The sequence below is a fragment of the Microbulbifer zhoushanensis genome, from assembly GCF_021729055.1.
GTDB classification, from domain to species: domain Bacteria; phylum Pseudomonadota; class Gammaproteobacteria; order Pseudomonadales; family Cellvibrionaceae; genus Microbulbifer; species Microbulbifer zhoushanensis.
Window position 1 is genome coordinate 321,802 of the sequence record NZ_JAJSAO010000004.1, and the last position, 19,744, is coordinate 341,545.

The 19,744-nt window shown below is 57.2% G+C and carries 10 protein-coding genes; 8 read left to right on the plus strand and 2 right to left on the minus strand.

The genetic code is table 11. The features are described 5' to 3' along the window. Positions 1-123: 123 nt before the first annotated feature. The 4 genes from LVD10_RS10050 (at position 124) to LVD10_RS10065 (ending at position 9,087) form a co-directional block, all read left to right on the plus strand. Complete coding sequence (locus LVD10_RS10050) at positions 124-2,742, plus strand: TonB-dependent receptor plug domain-containing protein (RefSeq protein ID WP_237063507.1); 2,619 nt, start codon at positions 124-126, stop codon at positions 2,740-2,742. Positions 2,743-2,884: 142 nt separating this feature from the next. Then, positions 2,885-3,754: a class I SAM-dependent methyltransferase gene (locus LVD10_RS10055; RefSeq protein WP_237063509.1), complete on the plus strand. Its 870-nt coding sequence runs from the start codon at positions 2,885-2,887 to the stop codon at positions 3,752-3,754. A gap of 512 nt (positions 3,755-4,266) precedes the next feature. Further along, the gene (locus tag LVD10_RS10060; RefSeq protein WP_237063511.1) at positions 4,267-7,176 is read left to right on the plus strand and encodes a TonB-dependent receptor domain-containing protein; all 2,910 of its coding nucleotides are present in this window, start codon (positions 4,267-4,269) and stop codon (positions 7,174-7,176) included. A gap of 87 nt (positions 7,177-7,263) precedes the next feature. Further along, positions 7,264-9,087, plus strand: a complete 1,824-nt coding sequence (locus tag LVD10_RS10065; protein ID WP_237063514.1) for a tetratricopeptide repeat protein — start codon at positions 7,264-7,266, stop codon at positions 9,085-9,087. Between the two features lie 53 nt (positions 9,088-9,140). On the opposite strand, the gene LVD10_RS10070 is transcribed toward LVD10_RS10065, so the two are convergent. Then, positions 9,141-9,866, minus strand: coding sequence for a 2OG-Fe(II) oxygenase (locus LVD10_RS10070; protein ID WP_232941185.1), 726 nt, complete (start codon positions 9,864-9,866; stop codon positions 9,141-9,143). Positions 9,867-9,992: 126 nt separating this feature from the next. Here LVD10_RS10070 and LVD10_RS10075 point away from each other — a divergent pair, with 126 nt between their 5' ends. The 4 genes from LVD10_RS10075 (at position 9,993) to LVD10_RS10090 (ending at position 16,552) form a co-directional block, all read left to right on the plus strand. Next, complete coding sequence (locus tag LVD10_RS10075; protein WP_237063516.1) at positions 9,993-11,879, plus strand: tetratricopeptide repeat-containing sulfotransferase family protein; 1,887 nt, start codon at positions 9,993-9,995, stop codon at positions 11,877-11,879. Between the two features lie 25 nt (positions 11,880-11,904). After that, on the plus strand, positions 11,905-12,609 hold the full coding sequence (locus LVD10_RS10080; protein WP_237063518.1) for a 2OG-Fe(II) oxygenase family protein: 705 nt from the start codon (positions 11,905-11,907) through the stop codon (positions 12,607-12,609). A 238-nt stretch (positions 12,610-12,847) separates the two neighbouring features. Beyond that, positions 12,848-13,432: a MarC family protein gene (locus tag LVD10_RS10085; RefSeq protein ID WP_232941182.1), complete on the plus strand. Its 585-nt coding sequence runs from the start codon at positions 12,848-12,850 to the stop codon at positions 13,430-13,432. Between the two features lie 504 nt (positions 13,433-13,936). Next, entirely contained in the window at positions 13,937-16,552 is a 2,616-nt protein-coding gene (locus LVD10_RS10090) for a TonB-dependent receptor plug domain-containing protein (protein WP_232941181.1), read from the plus strand. A 198-nt stretch (positions 16,553-16,750) separates the two neighbouring features. Here the strand turns inward: LVD10_RS10090 and LVD10_RS10095 are convergent, their stop codons facing one another. Further along, entirely contained in the window at positions 16,751-19,732 is a 2,982-nt protein-coding gene (locus LVD10_RS10095) for a TonB-dependent receptor domain-containing protein (protein WP_232941180.1), read from the minus strand. Between the last annotated feature and the right edge of the window lie 12 nt (positions 19,733-19,744).

Genomic DNA, 19,744 nt, shown 5'->3' on the forward strand with positions numbered 1-19,744 from the left:
TGGCGTATGGATCGTCTTAATCAACGTTGGGAGAGAGGTGGCCACTTGGGGGTAGCCACTTCTACAAATCGCCTTCACAGGCAGAAGTACACATAAATCCAACGATTTAAGAGAGGATGTACAATGAAAAAGAACCTCCTGTCCGCCGCTGTGAAAGGGGCCATTGGCCTGACCGCAGCCGCAGTTATGGTTCCTGTAATGCCCGCCTTTGCCCAGAGTGGCGACGCCGCCCTGGTAGAAGAGGTTGTAGTAACTGGCTCACGCATCAAGCGCACAAATTTTGACCAGTCCGCCCAGGTTGTCAGCATGGATCGCACTGACATCGAGGCCACTGGCAGCCTGATGATTTCCGATACCCTGCGCGCAACTCCGCTGAACTCCCTGGGTTCTTTCAACGAGCGCTCCGGTAGCTCCGCACAGTCCAACGCTACCGTTGACCTGCGCGGCCTGGGTTCCCAGCGCAGCCTGGTAATGATCAACGGCCGCCGCATGCCGGGTTCCCCGAACCTGGGCGCTGCTTCCGTTAACCTGAACATGATTCCGATGACCGCCGTTGAGCGCATCGATATCCTGGCCGACGGCGCCTCCGCTGTATACGGTTCCGACGCCGTTGCCGGCGTTGTCAACATGGTAATGCGTGAAAACTTCGAAGGCCTGGAATTCACCACCCGCCGCGGTGAGCGTTCCAATGATGACGGCATCGAGGAATCCTTCGGCTTTATCTCCGGCATCACCAGCGATCGCGGTAACGTGACTTTCGCTGCCGAGTACAACCGTCGTGACCCGATCTTCGACGCCGACCGCGAGTACACCGCTGCCTGGATCCGCGACAATGGCGACGGCCGCCTGGACGCCTACCTGGATACCGATGGCTACTCCTACTACGGCAAGACCATCGAGATCTACGATCCGAACACCGAGTACTACGACATCCAGGCTGCGACCAGCTGCTCCAGCGACTCCACTTTCATGGAGACCGGTGCGGCCGCCTTCGGTGAAGCTGACGGCACCCTGTGTACCTACCCGTACGCCAACATCTCCGCCAACAAGGCCGAGCTGAGCCGCGTCAACACCTTCCTGAGCGCCAACTACGATATTTCCGAGAACGTTGAGTTCTTCTCCAATATCCTGTTCTCCAAGGTAGATTCCTTCGGCCGCTACGCGCCGCCGGCTGCCCCGTGGAACGACATGCCGGCTGACTACGCCGACGTACCGTTCGACGTCGACAGCCTGCTGGCCGACGGCTCAATCACCGAAGACTACGAAGTGAACGGTTACTACCGCTGGACCAACATCGGCCCGCGCGACAACTACGTGACCGACACCCAGTACGACTTCACTGCCGGCTTCCGTGGCGACCTGCCCAACGGCATGAGCTACGAGACCTACGCACAGAAAGGCCGCTACGAGTCCAAGGAAAATGGTAAGTACTACCTGTCTTACCCGGGCCTGGACTACGTCCTGAACAACGGCATCGATCCGTTCTCCCCGGAAGGTGCGGCCGCCATGAAGGCCACCACCTCCCAGGACAACTTCACTGCCCTGTCCAAGGTCTACGGCCACCTGCAGTTTGACGCTGGTGACTGGTTCGGCGCAGGCGAGACCATCGTCCTGAGTGGTGCCGAAGCCTACAAAATCGAGTACGCCAACCAGTACGATGCCGCCTCCGAGGCCGGCCTGGTGGGCGGTAGCTCCGGCAACTCCGCTGCCGGTGAGCGCGACGTAGCTGCGGTATTCGCCGAGGCCATCATCCCGGTTACCGACCAGATCGAGATGAACGCTGCCGTTCGTTACGATGACTACAGCGACTTCGGTTCCAATGTGGCACCGTCCCTGTCAGCCACCTACAACGTGACCGACACCCTGAGCCTGCGTGCCCGCGCCGGTAAAGGCTTCCGCGCACCGGCCCTGGACGAGCTGTACGGCCCGTCTGCCTTCTCTGCAGAAGACGCCACTGATCCTGATTCCGGCCTGTCGCGCCAGTGGGACACCTACTACTCCACCAACGAAGACCTGGATGCGGAAACCTCCACGTCCCTGTCTATCGGCGGTAACTGGGAGTTCGTCAGTGGGTGGACCCTGGATGTGGGCGTCTGGAATGTAGAAGTTGAAGACGTGATCCTGCAGCCGTCTGCTCAGGAAATCTTCTGGGCTCGCGCTGGCGGTGTCGATCTGGACCCGTCTACCGGGATCTACATTAGTGGTACTGGCGCCCAGACCGAAGTATTCTCCCAGACCACCAACGCGGGTATCCTGGACGTCTCTGGTGTCGACGTGAAGCTGGACGGTGGCTTTGACACCGAGTTCGGTATGATTACCGTGGGCGGCCTGGTAAGCCAGCAGCTGTCTTACGAGAAAGACGCTTACTACCTGGGCCCGGTTCAGGACGTATCCACCTTCAACCTGTACCCGGATATGCGCGGCCAGTTCATGCTGGGCTGGAGCATGGGCATGCATGCAGTTGACCTGACTATGGACTACATCGCCGCTCATGATGAGTTCACTCAGGTCTCTGGTAGCGGCGCCCTGTCCAAGACCGGCGAGGACCTGGACGACTGGACTACCCTGAACCTGTCCTACCGTCTGGACACCGAGTCTCTCGGCTCCATCAAGGTTGGCGCACGTAACCTGACCAACGAAGATCCGGTACTGGATAAAGATGGCAAGTACGCGCGTGACCACTACAACCTGTATGATGGCACCGGTCGCATGGTTTACGCCGAGTACACCATGAGCTTCTAAGAAGCGACAAAATTCTTGAGGTAACTCGAGAAAAGGAAAGGGCCAACTCTGTTGGCCCTTTTTTTTGGTTAAGAGGTAATCAATGGCTGATCAATGGGATCAATTCTGGCGCCAGGGCTTTATCACCACATTTGGTGGCGCCATGGAAAGCAACTATATCGGTGAGCTGCGCCAGCTGTGGGAATCGCTGTTTGCGACCATGAAGCCGGGCAGCCAGGTACTGGATCTCGCCACAGGCAATGGGGCACTGGCATGCATCGCGGTGGAGACATTCCGGGATAAGGGCATCGATGCCCGGGTGGTCGCTGCCGACAAGGCCGTGATCCCTGCACAGATCAGCGCGCCCAGGCCGATCCTGGCCCTGCGCGAGTGCGTTTCCTTTCACAGCAATATGCCCTGCGAACAACTGGCATTCGCCGACGCCAGCTTTGACCTGGTGACCTCCCAGTACGGTATCGAATACAGCGACTGGCAGTACTCCCTGCCCGAGGTGTACCGAGTATTGAAACCTGGCATGAGTGCTCACTTCGTCTGCCATACGACAGATTCCTCACTACTGGAAAACTCCAGGCGTGAAATTGGCATCTACAAGTCTGCGCTTCAGCAGTACCAGATTTTCGACGCGGCCATGGAATTCTGTAAAAACTTTTCGCACAGTGCCCCCAAACAAGCGGCTGACAGATCACAAGAGCTGAACCGGGTCATCAACGGGTTTCGGGAGGTCCATGGCGGTGACGAGCTCGGCAGTATTCTGATTGCTGACATCTCAAACCACTTGAAACAACTGAAAACCGCACCCGCGCAAAAGATCACCGACGAGCTTGAAGGCAGGAAAAGTGAATATGATTCAGCATTGCGACGGCTCATGGACATGGAGTCGGCGGCCCTGGCTGAAACGGATTTCGATATCATAAAAGACCTCGCCTACAAAGCCGGCTTTTCCTCGTTTGAAGAACAGCAAATTTTCCAACAGGGAAAAAAGCTCGGAACCCACCTGCACCTCACCCGCTAAGGCTTCGACAGGGAGGATACAGATTGCGCCCCGACGAAAAATCGGTACCGGCGAATCCGCGGCACAAAATCTTAAATGACACAAAATAATTTATCGGCACGAAAGACAGGAAAGGGATGATATGCACCCACTTTCTGGCAGCCAAAACAGAAGGCAACCCCGCCCCTTAACAGTCACCACTCATGCTGACGGGTGGCTGTACCCATACCGGCGCAAACCGAATAGTAATTCGGTAAAAATCAGGATGGCGTAAAAAACTTCTTTCTGTCATTTCGATTCACTCAATCCTGACACTGCAAACTCCCCCACCTGCCAGAAAATACCGGTCAATTATTTTTAACCTGTCGTTAATGCATATTTAACAGCACTTTACAGTCAATTCTCTTTGAGGCTACGTAATTCCTGCACGTCATACTCTTGTTGGGAGGGAAGCGGCCGCTTGGGGGTAGCCGCTTCTGCATCGCCATTTCTGGCAAACACCAATAAATCCAACGATCAAGAGAGGATTTACAATGAAAAAGAACCTCCTGTCCGTCGCTGTAAAGGGAGCCATTGGCTTCACTGCAGCCGCAGTCATGGTTCCCGCGATGCCTGCCTTTGCGCAGGATGACGCAACTGTCGTGGAAGAAGTTGTCGTCACCGGTTCGCGGATCAAGCGCTCCGATCTCGAGTCCGTAACGCCGCTGACTTCCATCGGCGCCGAGGAATTCAAGATCTCCGGTAACCTGAACGTAGAGCAGAAGCTCGCTGAACTGCCGCAGACCCTGCCCAGCTTCGGTCCCAGCTCCAACAACCCGGGTGACGGTACTGCCCGTGTCGACCTGCGCGGTCTCGGTTCCAGCCGCACTGTAGTGCTGGTTAACGGTCGCCGCTACATCCCGGCCACCCAGACCGGTGTGGTCGACCTGAACACCATCCCGGGCACCCTGATCAAGAGCGTTGACGTGGTAACCGGTGGTGCTTCCGCCGTATACGGTTCCGACGCCCTGGCCGGTGTTGTCAACTTCCAGATGATTGACGACTTCGAAGGCGTCCAGATCACTTCCCTGCACGACGTCACCGCTGATGGCGACGGCGCCAAAAACAACATCGACCTGACAATCGGCGGCAACTTCGCTGATGGCCGTGGTAATGCCACCGTCTACGCGTCCTGGTCTGACCGTGAAGCTGTTTTCCAGGGCGACCGCGATTTCACCAATGTCGCACTGGGCGAGAGCGACACCAACGGTGACGGCTTCGCCGACACGCTGGTACCGGGCGGCTCTTCTGGTGTTCCCGGCACAAATGTTTTTGACACCGGCACCACTTTTAATGCCGATGGCACATCTCGCGCATTCACGCGCCCGGATGACCTTTTCAACTACGCGCCTGACAACTACCTGCAGCTGCCGCAGGAGCGTTTCCTGATCTCCTCCTTCACGCACTACGATATCAACGACAAGGTTACCGCTTACGGCGAGATGGCCTTCTCCCATAACGAAGTGCCCCAGGAGCTGGCTCCGACCCCGGCGTTCACTACCATTTCTGTGAACCCGAACACGCCGTTCTTTGACGCTGCCTACCAGCAGACCCTGCAGCAGATGAACATCGACGCAGGCCTGGATCCCAGCACTCCGGTTGACCTGTTCGTCGGTCGCCGCATGGTTGAAAACGGCTCCCGTCAGTCCCTGGACACCCGCGATGCCTTCCGCGTACTGGCAGGCTTCCGTGGTGACATCAACGAGGACTGGTCATTTGACACCTACTACAGCCTCGCCAATCTGGAAAACACCAACCTGCTGAATAACGACGTAGCAGCTTCCCGTTTCCGCCAGGCGATTCTTGTGAACGATGCCGGTACTGCGTGTCAGGACACTTCCAACGGTTGTGTGCCGCTGAACATCTGGGGCCCGGGTAACATCTCCCAGGAAGCTATCGACTTCATCAATGTCGGCGCTACCAACAAGACCAGCATCACCCAGGAAGTAATGTCCGCAAGCCTGTCAGGCGTGCTGGCTACTATCCCGACTGCCGACGAGCCCGTCGCAGTTGTGTTCGGCCTGGAACATCGTGATGACGAGTCAACCTACCGTCCGGACTCCTTCCTGTCCTCTGGCGACGTACTGGGCTTTAACGCAGGTAAAGAAACCGTTGGTGGCTACAGCGCCAGCGAGGTCTTCTCCGAGGTAAACGTACCTCTGATCGCCGGCAAGCCGGGTGTAGAAAGCCTGAACGTCTGGGCTGCAGCGCGTTACTCTGACTACTCCAACATCGGCGGTGTAAGTTCATACGCTACTGCACTGAACTACGCTCCGATCGAAATGGTGAAGTTCCGCGCTGGCTTCCAGCAGGCTGTACGTGCGCCGAACGTCTCCGAGCTGTTCCTGGGCGAATCCAACGGCTTCCCGCCGGCTGACGACCCCTGTGCCGCAGGCAAAGGCAGCAGCTCAACCGATACCGCCCTGTGTGAAGCCACTGGCGCTGTCGCAGGATCCTTCGCCCAGGCTAACACCCAGATCGAAGGTATCTTCGGTGGTAACCCGGACCTGCAGGAAGAGACCTCCAACACCGTTACCTTTGGTGCGGTTGTCCAGCCGATGGATGGCCTGGATATCGCTGTTGACTACTACAACATCGAAATCGAAGACGCCATTGACGTACTGGGCGGCGGTGTGAGCAATACCCTGAATCTCTGCTACAACGAGATCAAGGATATTAACTCTGAGTACTGCCAGGCCATTACTCGTCGCGCTGACGGCAACGTCGATTTTGTCCGTGCCTTGAATGCCAACATTGGTAAAATCGAGACCACCGGCGTCGACTTCAACGTCAACTATGGCACTGACCTCGACTTTGGCTTTGACGGTGGCTCCTACCTGACAGTTGCTTTCAACAGCACCTACCTGATGGACTTCGATGTCACTCCGGTTGCTGACCAGCCTGACCAAGTCAACGAGTGTGCTGGTTTCTACGGCACCACCTGTGGCTCTCCGCGTCAGGACTTCAACTGGAACAGCCGTATCACCTGGAGCAGCGGTCCTCTGACCCTGTCCGCACTGGTACGCTACATCGGCGCGACTGATGATGATGCTCTGTCCACCAATACCGGGCCGAACACCATCGAAGTTACCAACGGCAACATTGAAGACCTGATGGATGCAGGCTCTTCGTTCGACAGCATCGCTGTTGGCGACGTCGTTACCAACCCGTTTGATGCGCGCAACCAGCTGGTAGTGGAGTCTCTGGACGAGCAGTACTACCTCGACCTCACTGTCGGCTATGCATTCAACGAGAACCTGGACTTGAACCTCGGCATCAAGAACGCCCTGGACACCGAGCCCAACGCTCTCGGCGATGCACAGGAGCAGGCGAATACCTTCCCGTCGACTTACGACATGTTGGGACCGCGCTACTTCCTGAGCGCCAGCTACAAGTTTGACTAAGTCTGGCTTGTAAGCTCTAGAGGTAAGGAAACGGCGGGCTTTGCCCGCCGTTTCTCTTTTACGCCCCATATGGTATTGATGTACGCCATGAAGACGATCAAAGCCAATCCCCAGACCCTCAGCCAGCTCTACCAGCTGATCAACAGCAACCAGGCCGCACGCGCCCTGCCCCTCCTGGACCAGCTGGCGATACGGAACCCGCGTGATACTAACGTCCTGCACCTGACAGCCCTGGCCCATGCGGCAATGGCAGATCACCAACGGGCCATTGCGAGCTTTGAGCGAGCCCTGGAGATTGATTTTCGCCAACCTGAAGTGCACAACAACTTTGCCAACTTCCTGAAAAGTACCGGGGATATAGCGAGGGCCCGGCAGCATTACCAGCATGCCACCGAATCAGCCCCGCGCTTTGAGGACGGCTGGCGCAATCTCGCTATTCTCGAGTACGAACAGGGCAACCTCGAGGATGCCCAGCGGCTCGCCCGTAAAGCCGATGAACTGGCGCCAAAGCGACCGGCCACCCTGACACTACTGGGTAATATCGAGCGCAAACGTGAACACCACGACGCGGCACTGGGTTACTTTGACAGCGCCCTGTCAGTGAAGCCGGAACACCTGACCGCGCTGTACGGCAAGGCCCAGGTCTATTCAGCACTCGAACAGGGTGAACGCGCCCTGCCGCTACTGGAAAAGGCTCTGCAGCTACAACCACGCTCCCCGGAGATTCGGTACAGCCGGGCAATGGCTCTGCTCAGCCAGAACCAATACTCCCGGGCAGAGGAAGCGCTGTCCGAGCTTCTCACCGACACCCCCCTGTACCTTGATGCACACCGCACCCTGAACGAAATTTTCTGGCAACAGGGCAAGCACTCGGAATTTGGCCAGAGCTACCGAAAAATTCCCACTCAACTGCGGTCGGATATCCGCGTCGCCATGGCGCAGGTTGAGGACCTCCTGGCAGCTGGACGAGTGGAAGAAGCGGAGCAACAGCTGGAGGCCGGCTGGAAAAGCTCTGATGACCCACGCATCGTTTTCCTGCGCGGGCGCATCACCGAGGCACAGGGTAACAGCAGTGACGCCTTGCCGTTTTTCGAACGCGCTTATACGGGCTTTCCGGAAATCAGCGTCGCCAAACAGTTTTTTATTTCTCTCATACGCGCCTGCCAGTTTGAGCGGGCCGAATCAGAAATCGGCCGCTACCTGCAGCAGTCGCCCGACGATCAACTGCTATGGGCCCTGCGCGGCACCTGCTGGAAGATGCTCGGCGACGATCGTTACCGTTGGCTGACCCGGGATAATGCCTTCATCCAGCCCTTCGAAATCCCAACACCCAGGGGGTTTAGCAGCCGTACCGAGTTTCTTGCCCAACTGCGAGAAACCCTGCTAAGCATGCACAATTTGCGGGCACAACCGCTGAACCAGTCAGTGCGCGCTGGCATCCAGACACCTGGTCGCCTGCTGCACAAACACGACCCGGTGATCCAGGCTCTTCGAAACAGCCTTACCGAAGTGGTCAGTAGCTATATTGCGGGAATGCCCGCAGAGGACGACCACCCGCTAATGCGGCGCAGATCATCGCAATTCCGGTTCTCGGGCTCATGGTCAGTGCTCCTCAGGGGCAGCGGCCACCATGTCAGCCATGTGCATCCGCAGGGCTGGATCAGTTCGGCCTTTTACGTCAGCGTGCCGTCCGCTTCCGAAAATAGAGGCAGCGCCCTCCAGGGAGGGGATATTGTCTTCGGGCAGTCTCCTTACGAACTTGGTGATGCCGACATGGTTGAGGAGCGAATCACTCCGGAAGCGGGTATGCTGGTGCTCTTCCCATCTTTCACCTGGCACGGCACTGTGCCACTGCCAGCAACGGAAAAGGGGGAACGGCTTACGGCGCCCTTCGACGCTGTTCCCGCCTGAATGCAGCGGCATCCGTTGCTCCATCGCGGCCCGGCAGAGTAGCTTCATTCGTTTTATCGGGCACTGGGGCTACCGCGCCTTAGCCACCCGGTGATAGAGAAGCGGCTGCCCCCGGCAAATGGTGTCACATAGGAGACTGAATGCTTACGTGGCACCCGGAAAACGTTGATGGCATTGAAAGCCGGTACCAGGCTGTGTGCAACAGAGTCATCCTCATTGAAGATATGGAAAATCCCACCCCAGTCCGACTGCCAGTTCCTGGTCAGGTTAATCACGTAGGCCGCCACGCGATTCTTGCCCTGTACATTGTCATCATGTTCGCGGAGGAAGTGGCCCCGCTCATAGCTGGTGGCCTGGACATCGGCAAAGCTGATCGAATCATCCCCCACCAGCCGGCGCATGGAGCCCAGGAAGGCACTGCTGTTCACCAGCTCATAAATACTGTTCAGTGCGTTACCCGGTAATAAGTTTTGTGTATAGATATCGTATACGGGGATCGTCTTGTAGAAATACTGGAAACCCACCTCAGCCTGGGCCCAGACGACCTCCGAAAGCGTCTCCTTCTGCTGTGACGTCCAACCGGCGTAGTCGCGGTAACTGAGGTCCACATGCTCCCCACCCTTGTTGAAGGCCAGGTTCCATTCGGGCTGGTCGGCCAGCAGTCTGTACAGGGCTTCAGCGGATGATCCCTGTAGGAAATCCGGCACCTGTACAACACCCTCGGTGGCAAATGCAGACCGGTATGGCTCAATGTCCAGGGATGTTGAGATGTGATACATTGCTAGGCCCCGTATGAAAATAATTACCGGGATCAAAAACCAGAAAAAACCTTTCCCGGAAACGGATCTGTCCGGCGAAACAGTAGCTGAAAACGTCGTCCATTGTAGCAGAGAAGCCCTAACGGCATGAATCAACCCGACCCGTTTACCATCGCCAGCCAGGCTGTCCACAACGGTGAACCGAGCCGGGCCTGTAAGATCCTCGAGTCAGGCATCAACCACGGCCAGGTCCCGGCGGAGCGCATGGTTCAGGCACGGCAGATGTTGGCGGAACTCTATATTGAGCAGCGGCAGTTCGGCGCAGCCAGGCAACAGCTCCAGGCATTGGACAAGCTGGTCCCGGGCCACTTGCCGGGCCGGATACTGGCAGCCCATATCGCACGACTCGAGGGCCATGCCAGCGAGGCGAACCGCCTGCTAACATCGCTCGCCACCGCTGCGGAGGCCAGCCAGGCCCAGCTCAGGTTCATCGCCGCGGAATTTGTAGCCCTTGGCGCCTATCAGCAGGTGATACAAACCCTGCAGCGGGTGGAGCCAATGGATGCACAGAGCTTTTATCACCTGGGCTTGTCCCACTTCAGGCTCGGGAACATCGGCAAGGCCCTGCCAATTTACCGACGGCTATTCGCCAGCATCCCGGACAACCCAGCCATTGCCCGGGAGCTGTCCCTCGTTGCGGCCGCTTTCCGCGAGTACAGCACGGCTGTTGAGGCATTTACCCGCTATATGAAACTGATCGAGCCCGATGCCAGCGATTTTGTAAAGTTCGCAGACCTGCAATTGATGAATCACAATGTGACAGCCAGCCGTGAACTGCTCGATGAGGCAATCGCCCTGGGTGAGGACTCTGCGGACAGCCGGCTACTGGAAGCGAAGATTGCAAGACTGAGCGCAGATTATGGCGCCGCACTGGAACGGGCAAAGGCTGCCATTGAGCTGGACCCGGCCTCGGGTACTGCCTGGAGCATCATCGCCGAGCTTAGCGACAGAGCCAGTGTTGACAGTGCCCTGACCAATAGACTTTCCGGTGCCATCACCGGTACCGGAATGACGCCCCACGACCTCGAGCTGGCGCAGTTCGCACTGGCCGAGCTCCAGGCCAAAAGCGGCGATTTCGAAGCCGCCTACGGCCAGATCCAATGCGCTAATAACACCAAGGAAAAGTTATTGCGGGATACCGGCATGACCTATAGCCGGGAGTCCACCGAGGCTCTGTTAGGAATCGCCCGGCGGAGCTTTTCCGGGACACGGGTCCCGAAAGTGTCAAGCAGCCAATGCAGCCCCATTTTCATTGTTGGCATGCCGCGCTCCGGCACAACGGTCATCCACCGCTTGCTTGACGCCTGCGGTGAACTACAGTGTCTTGGCGAAAGCGAGGCCCTGCCCTTCGTGTATGCACAACTGCAGCAACGGCTGGGCCAAATTCCGGAAGCGCTGGCTCCAGAGCTGGGTGAGGCGGACTGGGACCAACTGGCTTCGAATTACCTGCAACGGGCGGGTGCGGGCGACAGGGACGTGGTCGACAAGATGCCCCATAACTTCCTGTATGTGGGTATGATCCTGTCGATATTTCCCCGCGCACGCATCGTGCAGTTACGGCGAAACCCCTTCGACGTCTGCATGTCCATCCTGGCCAAACCATTCCCGGAGGGCCACAGCTATGCCTGCAATGTCCGTGACCTTGCCCACTTTTACCATCACTCACAAAAATTAATGGACTTCTGGTCGCAGACCTTTCCGCAGCAGGTATACGACCTGGACTTTGATCGCTTCCTGGAACACCCCGAAAATTTCGCGCGAAGTCTTTTCGGGTTTCTAGGGTATGCGTGGGATAACGATTACCTTCAGGCCAGGCCAGTTTCATCCCAGGCTTTCACTTTCAGTGAGCTACAGGTCCGCAAGCCAATCAGCAAGTCCGGGACCAGCAAGTGGCAGCCATACCGGGAGGTTGCCAGTGACCTGGTGCAGGCACTGGAAGACGAGTCCGTCAATTCCAGCGGCGGAAACCAGTAACAGGTAAGAGGGGACAACTGAAAAAATGGCCTATCAGCTCAATACAAACCTGGACACCGGGCACTGGGCGGCAGAATACCGTCACGACCTGCGCTGTCGCGTGAAAGACTTACTGGCCCCTCCGGCAGCAGCTGACATTGCGCAGTTACTCACCCATCATGCCAGGTTTCGCCAGGCCCACATCGCCAACGGGGAATACCGTGAAATTTCCCGGGAGGAGTTTTCCGCACTTCCTCCAGCTGCGCGACAACAGCTGGTGCGGGAAGTGTATGACATGGCTAGCCGTGGCGTGGGCTTCTGGTATGGACGCCAGGGGCTCGACAGTAATACTGCTGCACCCCTGGACAAGCTTGTCTCCTGGCTAAACAGCGAGCCCCTACTGGAGCAGGTGCGGGAAATAACCGGCATCCAGGAACTGGCCTCCACCTCCGCACAAGCGACGTCTTTTTCTCCCGGTGATTTCCTCACCCGGCACCGGGATGACGTCACCAGCGAGGGCCGACGGGTGGCATTCGTCCTGAACCTGACTGAGCACTGGCATCCTGACTGGGGCGGCTTGCTACAGTTTTTTGAGGATAGTGGCGCCACGCGGGAGGCATGGTCACCAGAGTTCAACAGCCTGTGCCTGTTTGACGTCAAGCATGTGCACTCCGTAACCACGGTCGCACCATTCGCGCCCAGAGTGCGCCTGGCAATCAGCGGCTGGTTCCATGACCGGAAGCACAACTGAACGCCCGACTGCTACGGACCTGTGAACTTTCGGGGTTAATGCGGCGCGCCTTCAAGGAAGCCACGCCTTCGACCGCACTCTTCTGCGATCCCTGGCGGCGAAGCCCTGCAGAATGGCCAATACTTGTCTACAATGCGCCGCTTCACGAAGTGCCGCGCCTCTTCTGCCAGTCGGGTGCCGGACCATTCAATCGTGCGTAACTCACCCAACTGCACGCAACCATCGATGAAGAGATGTTATGGATACTTTTACCGCTTTCCTGACCCTGCTGTTCGTCATGGACCCCCTGGGGAATATCCCGGTGTTCCTGGCAGCGCTCAAGAACGTACCCCAGCGACGGCAGCTTTACGTGATAATGCGCGAACTCATCTTCGCTCTGATTGTACTGCTGGTATTCCTGTATGGCGGTCGGTTTATCCTCGCCTGGCTCGGTCTCTCCCAGGAGGCAATCCGTATTGCAGGCGCGATCATTCTCTTCCTGATCGCAATTCGCATGGTGTTCCCCATAGAGGGCGGCATCATGGGCGAGCGTCTCGAGGGGGAGCCCTTCTTTGTGCCCCTGGCGGTCCCGCTGGTAGCCGGCCCCTCTACAATGGCAATCCTGATGCTGATGACCAACAGTGAAGGCGAACGGCTGATGGGCTGGACACTGGCATTACTCGGGGCCTGGGGTGTATCAGCAGTTATTCTGCTGGCCTCCGCACCACTGGCAAAACTCCTTGGCGGCCGGGGGTTGATTGCAGTGGAGCGGTTGATGGGCATGGTACTGGTTATGCTCGCCGTGCAGTTATTCCTCGATGGGATGAAGCAAAGCCTTGCGTGACCACTGAAAACGCAAACAAACGGCTACTTTGCCCACACATTTCCCAGGGTTGTCGGAAACGGCAACTCTGGCCCACCCGAAAGCTCACTTTTTAGTCGATTCGACAAACCGATTTCCTCCCCGAAAAAACGAATTGAACATCCTAATAAAATAATATTTCCTAGATAAAAATAACAATTGTGTAGATTTTGTAATATACACATCCCTCTGAGAAGTTTATTTTTCAACCTTTCTGGTTAACTTGCAATCAACCCGACCTTGTTCCGCCCCCTTCGCTCTTAGTCAGGTAAGTTCCATTAATCATTTTGATACATTAAAGTCAGCTCGCGCATTTAAGGCACGAACCGCGCAAGGTGCACTTCTTACCTTGTAGCGCAATAAAAGCCGCCTCCGAGCGCGGCGGCAATAACGGCAAGCAGTCCTCACTGTACGGGGTGCCGTTTTGATCAATCGCCTCATGAGGCTGAATCACTATAAATCCAACGATTCAAAAGAGGATTTACAATGAAAAAGAACCTCCTGTCCGTCGCTGTAAAGGGAGCCATCGGCTTCACTGCAGCCGCAGTAATGGTTCCCGTTATGCCCGCCTTTGCCCAGAGTGGAGACGCCACCCTGGTCGAAGAGCTTGTTGTGACTGGCTCGCGCATCAAGCGCACAAACTTTGACCAGTCCGCCCAGGTTGTCAGCATGGACCGCGCCGATATCGAAGCATCCGGCAGCCTGATGATCTCCGACACCCTGCGCGCTACCCCGCTGAACTCCCTGGGTTCTTTCAATGAGCGCTCCGGCAGCTCCGCACAGTCCAACGCTACCGTTGACCTGCGTGGCCTGGGCTCCCAGCGCAGCCTGGTCATGGTCAACGGTCGCCGCCTGCCGGGTTCCCCGAACCTGGGCGCCGCTTCCGTCAACCTGAACATGATCCCGATGACTGCCGTTGAGCGCATCGATATCCTGGCCGATGGCGCCTCCGCGGTATACGGCTCCGACGCTGTTGCCGGCGTGGTCAACCTGGTCATGCGCGAAAACTTCGAGGGCCTGGAGTTTACTGCCCGCCGCGGTGAGCGCTCCAACGACGACGGCATCGAGGAATCCTTTGGCTTCGTTTCCGGTATCACCAGTGATCGCGGTAATGTGACCTTCTCCGCCGAGTACAACCGTCGCGACCCGATCTTCGACGCCGACCGCGACTACACCGCTGCCTGGATCCGCGACAACGGCGACGGCCGCCTCGACTCCTACCTGGACACCGACGGCTATTCCTACTTCGGTAAGTCCATCGAGATCTACGACCCGAACACCGAGTACTACGACATCCAGGCCGCCAACAGCTGCGGTGGTGATGCATTCCTCGAGACCGGTGCGGGCGCGTTCAATGAGCCCGACGGCACCCTGTGCAACTACAACTACGCAGCGGTTTCCGCCAACAAGGCCGAGCTGAGCCGCGTCAATACCTTCCTGAGCGCCAGCTACGATCTTTCCGAGAACGTCGAGTTCTTCTCCAACATCCTGTTCTCCAAGGTTGACTCTTTCGGCCGTTACGCCCCGCCGGCAGCAGCCTGGAACGATATGCCCGCTGATTACAGCGATGTACCGTTCGACGTGGACTCACTGCTGGCCAACGGCGATATCACTGAAGACTACGAAATCACCGGTTACTACCGCTGGACCAACATCGGCCCGCGCGATAACTTCGTGACCGACACCCAGTACGACTTCACCGCCGGCTTCCGCGGCGACCTGCCCAACGGCATGAGCTACGAGACCTATGCCCAGAAAGGCCGCTACGAGTCCAAGGAAAGTGGTCAGTATTACCTGTCCTACCCGGGACTGGATTACGTCCTGGCCAACGATATCGACCCGTTCACCCCGGAAGGTGCCGCCGCTATGCGCGCCACTACTTCCCAGGACAACTTCACCGACCTGTCAAAGGTCTACGGCCACCTGCAGTTTGACGCTGGTGACTGGTTCGGCGCAGGCGAGACCATTGTCCTGAGTGGTGCCGAGGCATACACCATCGAATATGCCAACCAGTACGACGCCGCCTCCGAGGCCGGCCTGGTAGGCGGTAGCTCCGGCAACTCCGCCGCTGGTGAGCGCGACGTGGCCGCGGTATTCGCCGAGGCCATCATCCCGGTTACCGACCAGATCGAGATGAACGCTGCTGTTCGTTACGATGACTACAGCGATTTCGGATCCAACGTCGCGCCGTCCCTGTCCGCCACCTACATGGTGACTGATACCCTGAGCCTGCGCGCCCGCGCCGGTAAAGGCTTCCGCGCCCCGGCCCTGGATGAGCTATACGGCCCGTCTGCGTTCTCCGCGGAAGACGCTACCAATCCCGAAACCGGCCTGTCCCGTCAGTACAACACCTACTACTCCACCAGCGAAGACCTGGACGCGGAAACCTCCACCTCCCTGTCCGTGGGGGGTAACTGGGAATTCGTGGACGGCTGGAACCTGGACGTAGGTTTCTGGAACGTGGAAGTCGAAGACGTGATCATCCAGCCTTCCGCCCAGAGCATCTTCTACGCCCTGGCTTCCGGTGTTGAGCTGGATCCGTCTACCGGTATTTACACCACCGGCACTGGCGCCCAGCGCGAGTTCTTCTCCCAGACCACCAACGCGGGCATCCTGGATGTTACCGGTGTAGACATCAAGGTTGACGGTGGCTTTGACACCGAGTTCGGCCTGATCTCCCTGGGCGGCCTGGTGAGCCACCAGATGTCCTACGAGACCGACGCCTACTACCAGGGCCCGGTACAGGACATTGCAACTTTCAACCTGTACCCGGACCTGCGCGGCCAGTTTATCCTGGGCTGGAGCATGGGCATGCACGCGGTTGACCTGACCGTTGATTACGTAGCGGCTCACGACGAGTTCACCGATGTCACCGACGCCGGTACCCTGGTCAAGAGCGGCGACGACCTGGACGACTGGACTACCCTGAACCTGTCCTATCGCCTGGACACCGAGTCACTTGGCTCCGTCAAGGTTGGCGCACGCAACCTGACCAACGAAGATCCGGTACTGGACAAGGATGGCAAGTTTGCTCGCGAGCACTACAACCTGTACGACAACACCGGTCGCATGGTTTACGCCGAGTACACCGTAGCGTTCTAAGAAAGCTGCACTATTCTTGAGGTAACTCGAGAAAGGAAAGGGCCAACGTTGTTGGCCCTTTTTTTTTGCAAGCAACTTGAAAAAGCAGCGCCTTCTCTCACTGCAGAAACTTCTTCCGGACAATTAAAAAAGCCCCCTTGCCAAAGCAAGGGGGCTCAAAGTCCTAACTACCTATAGTTTTGTTTCTTAGATCAAGAGTTAGAAGTTATAGCTGACCCCGGCTGTTACATAACGTCCCAGGATGTCGTAGAGACCAATGGCAGTAAATGAGTTCACTCCTGTCGGCGGCTCTTCATCAAAGACATTACGCACAGACAGGCTGGCCCGCAGGTTGTCATTGAACTGGTACCCCACGTAGGCGTTGTTCAGCCAGTACTCAGGAACGACCGGGATATCGCGGGATTCAGCGGTATCGTCATTATCGACATTCGCCTCACCGATATACTGCGTCTGCCAGCTGGCCGTCAGGTTATCCAGGTTGTAGGCCAGGCTGAACTGCCCCTGCCAATCAGAATAACCAATCTCACCGGCATCCACTTCAAGGTCCTTACCAGTTACAGAGAACTGCTGCTCCTTGATATGGAATGCCTTCATGCTCACATCAAAGGAACCCGGAACACTCCAGTTTGCCAGGTCGAAGTTATAGGTCAGGTCAGACTGGACACCACGGAAATTGTAAAAGCCCGCATTGCGGAAGCCAGTGGTGAAACCATTGATCTGGAAATTCTCATCGCGGGTGAAGTTATCACACGCCACATTACCCTGGTCACCGTCATAACAGGCTTCCATCAATACCGTCAGGGATAGCTGTTCAATCGCATCCTCGATATCAATATTGACCCAATCCACAGTCAACTCGAGCCCCTCGGTAAAGCCCGGTGCCCATACAAAGCCCCAGGTTGATGCATCGGCGCGCTCATTCAGCAGATCCGGGTTGCCGCCAGTAAAACCTTCTTTGGTGGCATTGACAATCTCGGACTGGTAAGAGTTGGGATCGTAGGTATAACCGGCTGCCGCCGCTTCGGCTTCACAGTTCGCACGACGCTGGGCGGGATTCTCACCCTGGCCCACATAACGCTCGTCACAGGGGTCGTTAGCCGAGGAGAAAGTTTCGGACAGCGGCAGCAGCGCCTCGGTAACAGCGGGGGCACGGATCGACTCGGTTACGTTACCACGCAGAGTCAGCGCGCCGACAACCGGGATATCGAACATAATCCGGGTACCGACGCTCCAGGTGTCATCATCCCCGGCCTGGGAATGATCCACGTTCCGCCAAGCACCCTCGATTTCCATACCTTCCAGGGTGGGAATCAGGTCTGCCGGGAGAACCGGGATCAACGCTTCGGTATAGAACTCCTTGGTATCGAAGCCACCGGAAAGCGGGGACAGCGCAGCGCTCCGGCCCAGCCCCTGGCGCATGAAGTCATCGGGACGGAAAGCAGAAAACTCATCCCGCATTTCATAACCAAAGCCCATGGACAATGGACCCGCCGGGAGGTCGATCACATCACCGCTGGTATTCAGGCTGATGATCTCCTGCTCGAGATCCCCCCAGGTTACGCCCTGGGTAGTCACATAGCTGATCGCGGCCTGGTCAGTGACGGTACCCATAACATTCAACGGCACACAGTCAGGATCAGCCGAAACACAGACGATATTACCGTTGGCATCGGTGGTTACATCGATTGCCTTTTCGTAGTTCGCCTGCACCAGCTGGGTTCTGCTGGTGGTGGAAGAGGTTTCACCCTTGTTATAGGTAAAGTCCCAGGTCCAGTCCCTTCCCGCCAGGTCCAGGTCACCCTTGAGGCCCAGCACATAGCGGAACATTTCGTTCTCGCCACCGGTCCGGCCACTCTGGGAGAGATCATTCATCCCCTTGTGCAGGTAGAAGGTACCACCGGCAGGAATGCCGTTAGCGGTTAGCAGCTCACGGTCGCGAGCATTCAGGTAGGGGTTGTCAATGGACAGAGGCAAGGCTGCTGAATCACCACCGAAAATACCGGACTGGTAGAACGGCTGGGCGTTGGGGTCGCTGGATTCAGCAGTGTAGTAGTTTATTTCCGCATAGGCCTGGACCCGGTCAGTCAGGTCGTAGTGGCCCATGGTGTTAAAAAGGTTACGCTCAATCGGCGCACGAACTGAATCGTAGTTCTGCAGCAGCAGGCCATCACCACCAATAAAGTTGATGATATTACCGGATGGCTCACCGATATTGATCTGCGTCAGGTGACCATCGGCACCAAAGCCAATCGGGTTACCGTCTTCATCCGTCATGTTAAGGCCAAAGGCGAACAGGGGCAGTCCGCCGGTGGCAGTCGGGATACCCTCCTCGGTCAGAACGGCAATGGAACGGCCTTTATCGAAAATCTTGTCGACGATGCCGTCGTCAGGCCCCTCACTTTCCGGGTTCTCAAAGAAGTAGTAGTAGTCACCGGTAAAAGCACGGTCGTTCATGAGTACGGCATCAGCCTTGTTGTACTCGTAACTTGCCACCACGTTACCACGACCTTCTGCAAAGTTCTGGCCGAAGGTAATGGAGGCCTTGTGGTCACCTGCGTCATTTTCGCCCTGGGCGAAACCACTGGAGAACTCGGTCTCCACGCCTTCAAAATCGTCGCGGAGAATCACGTTAATCGTGCCCGCAATGGCATCAGAACCATAAATGGGGGCGCCGCCTACTGAGACTACGTCAACGCGTTCAATCAACGCCGTCGGCAGGGAGTTGAGATCCACCTGCAGGCCGCCAGTCGCACCAAATGCGGTGGGCGCATTGGCAGCCACCACCCGACGACCGTTTACCAGGGTGAGTGTGCGCTGGGAGCCCAGGCCATAAAAGTCAGCGAAGCTCTGGCCCACGTTATTCGGGTCTGACTCAGCCAGGCTGGTGCCGGACGGCACCATCATGGGCAGGCTGTTCAGGGCATCAGCCACATTGGTATAACCGTTGGCGTCAAAGAAATCCTTATCGAGGCTGGAAGCTGGCTGCATAGTGTCGTAACCGGCACGAGCGATACGTGAGCCCGTTACGTAAACCTCTTCAATCAGCTCGCTTTCCCCGGTTTTCTTCGCGTCAATCTCCTTATTGCTTGCATCGTCCTGGGCCATGACTGGCAGCATCATCGTAGCCGCAGTAAACCCGATGGCAGTCCTGATTGCGCTCGCGAGTATTTTCTTATGCATGGATTCAACCTT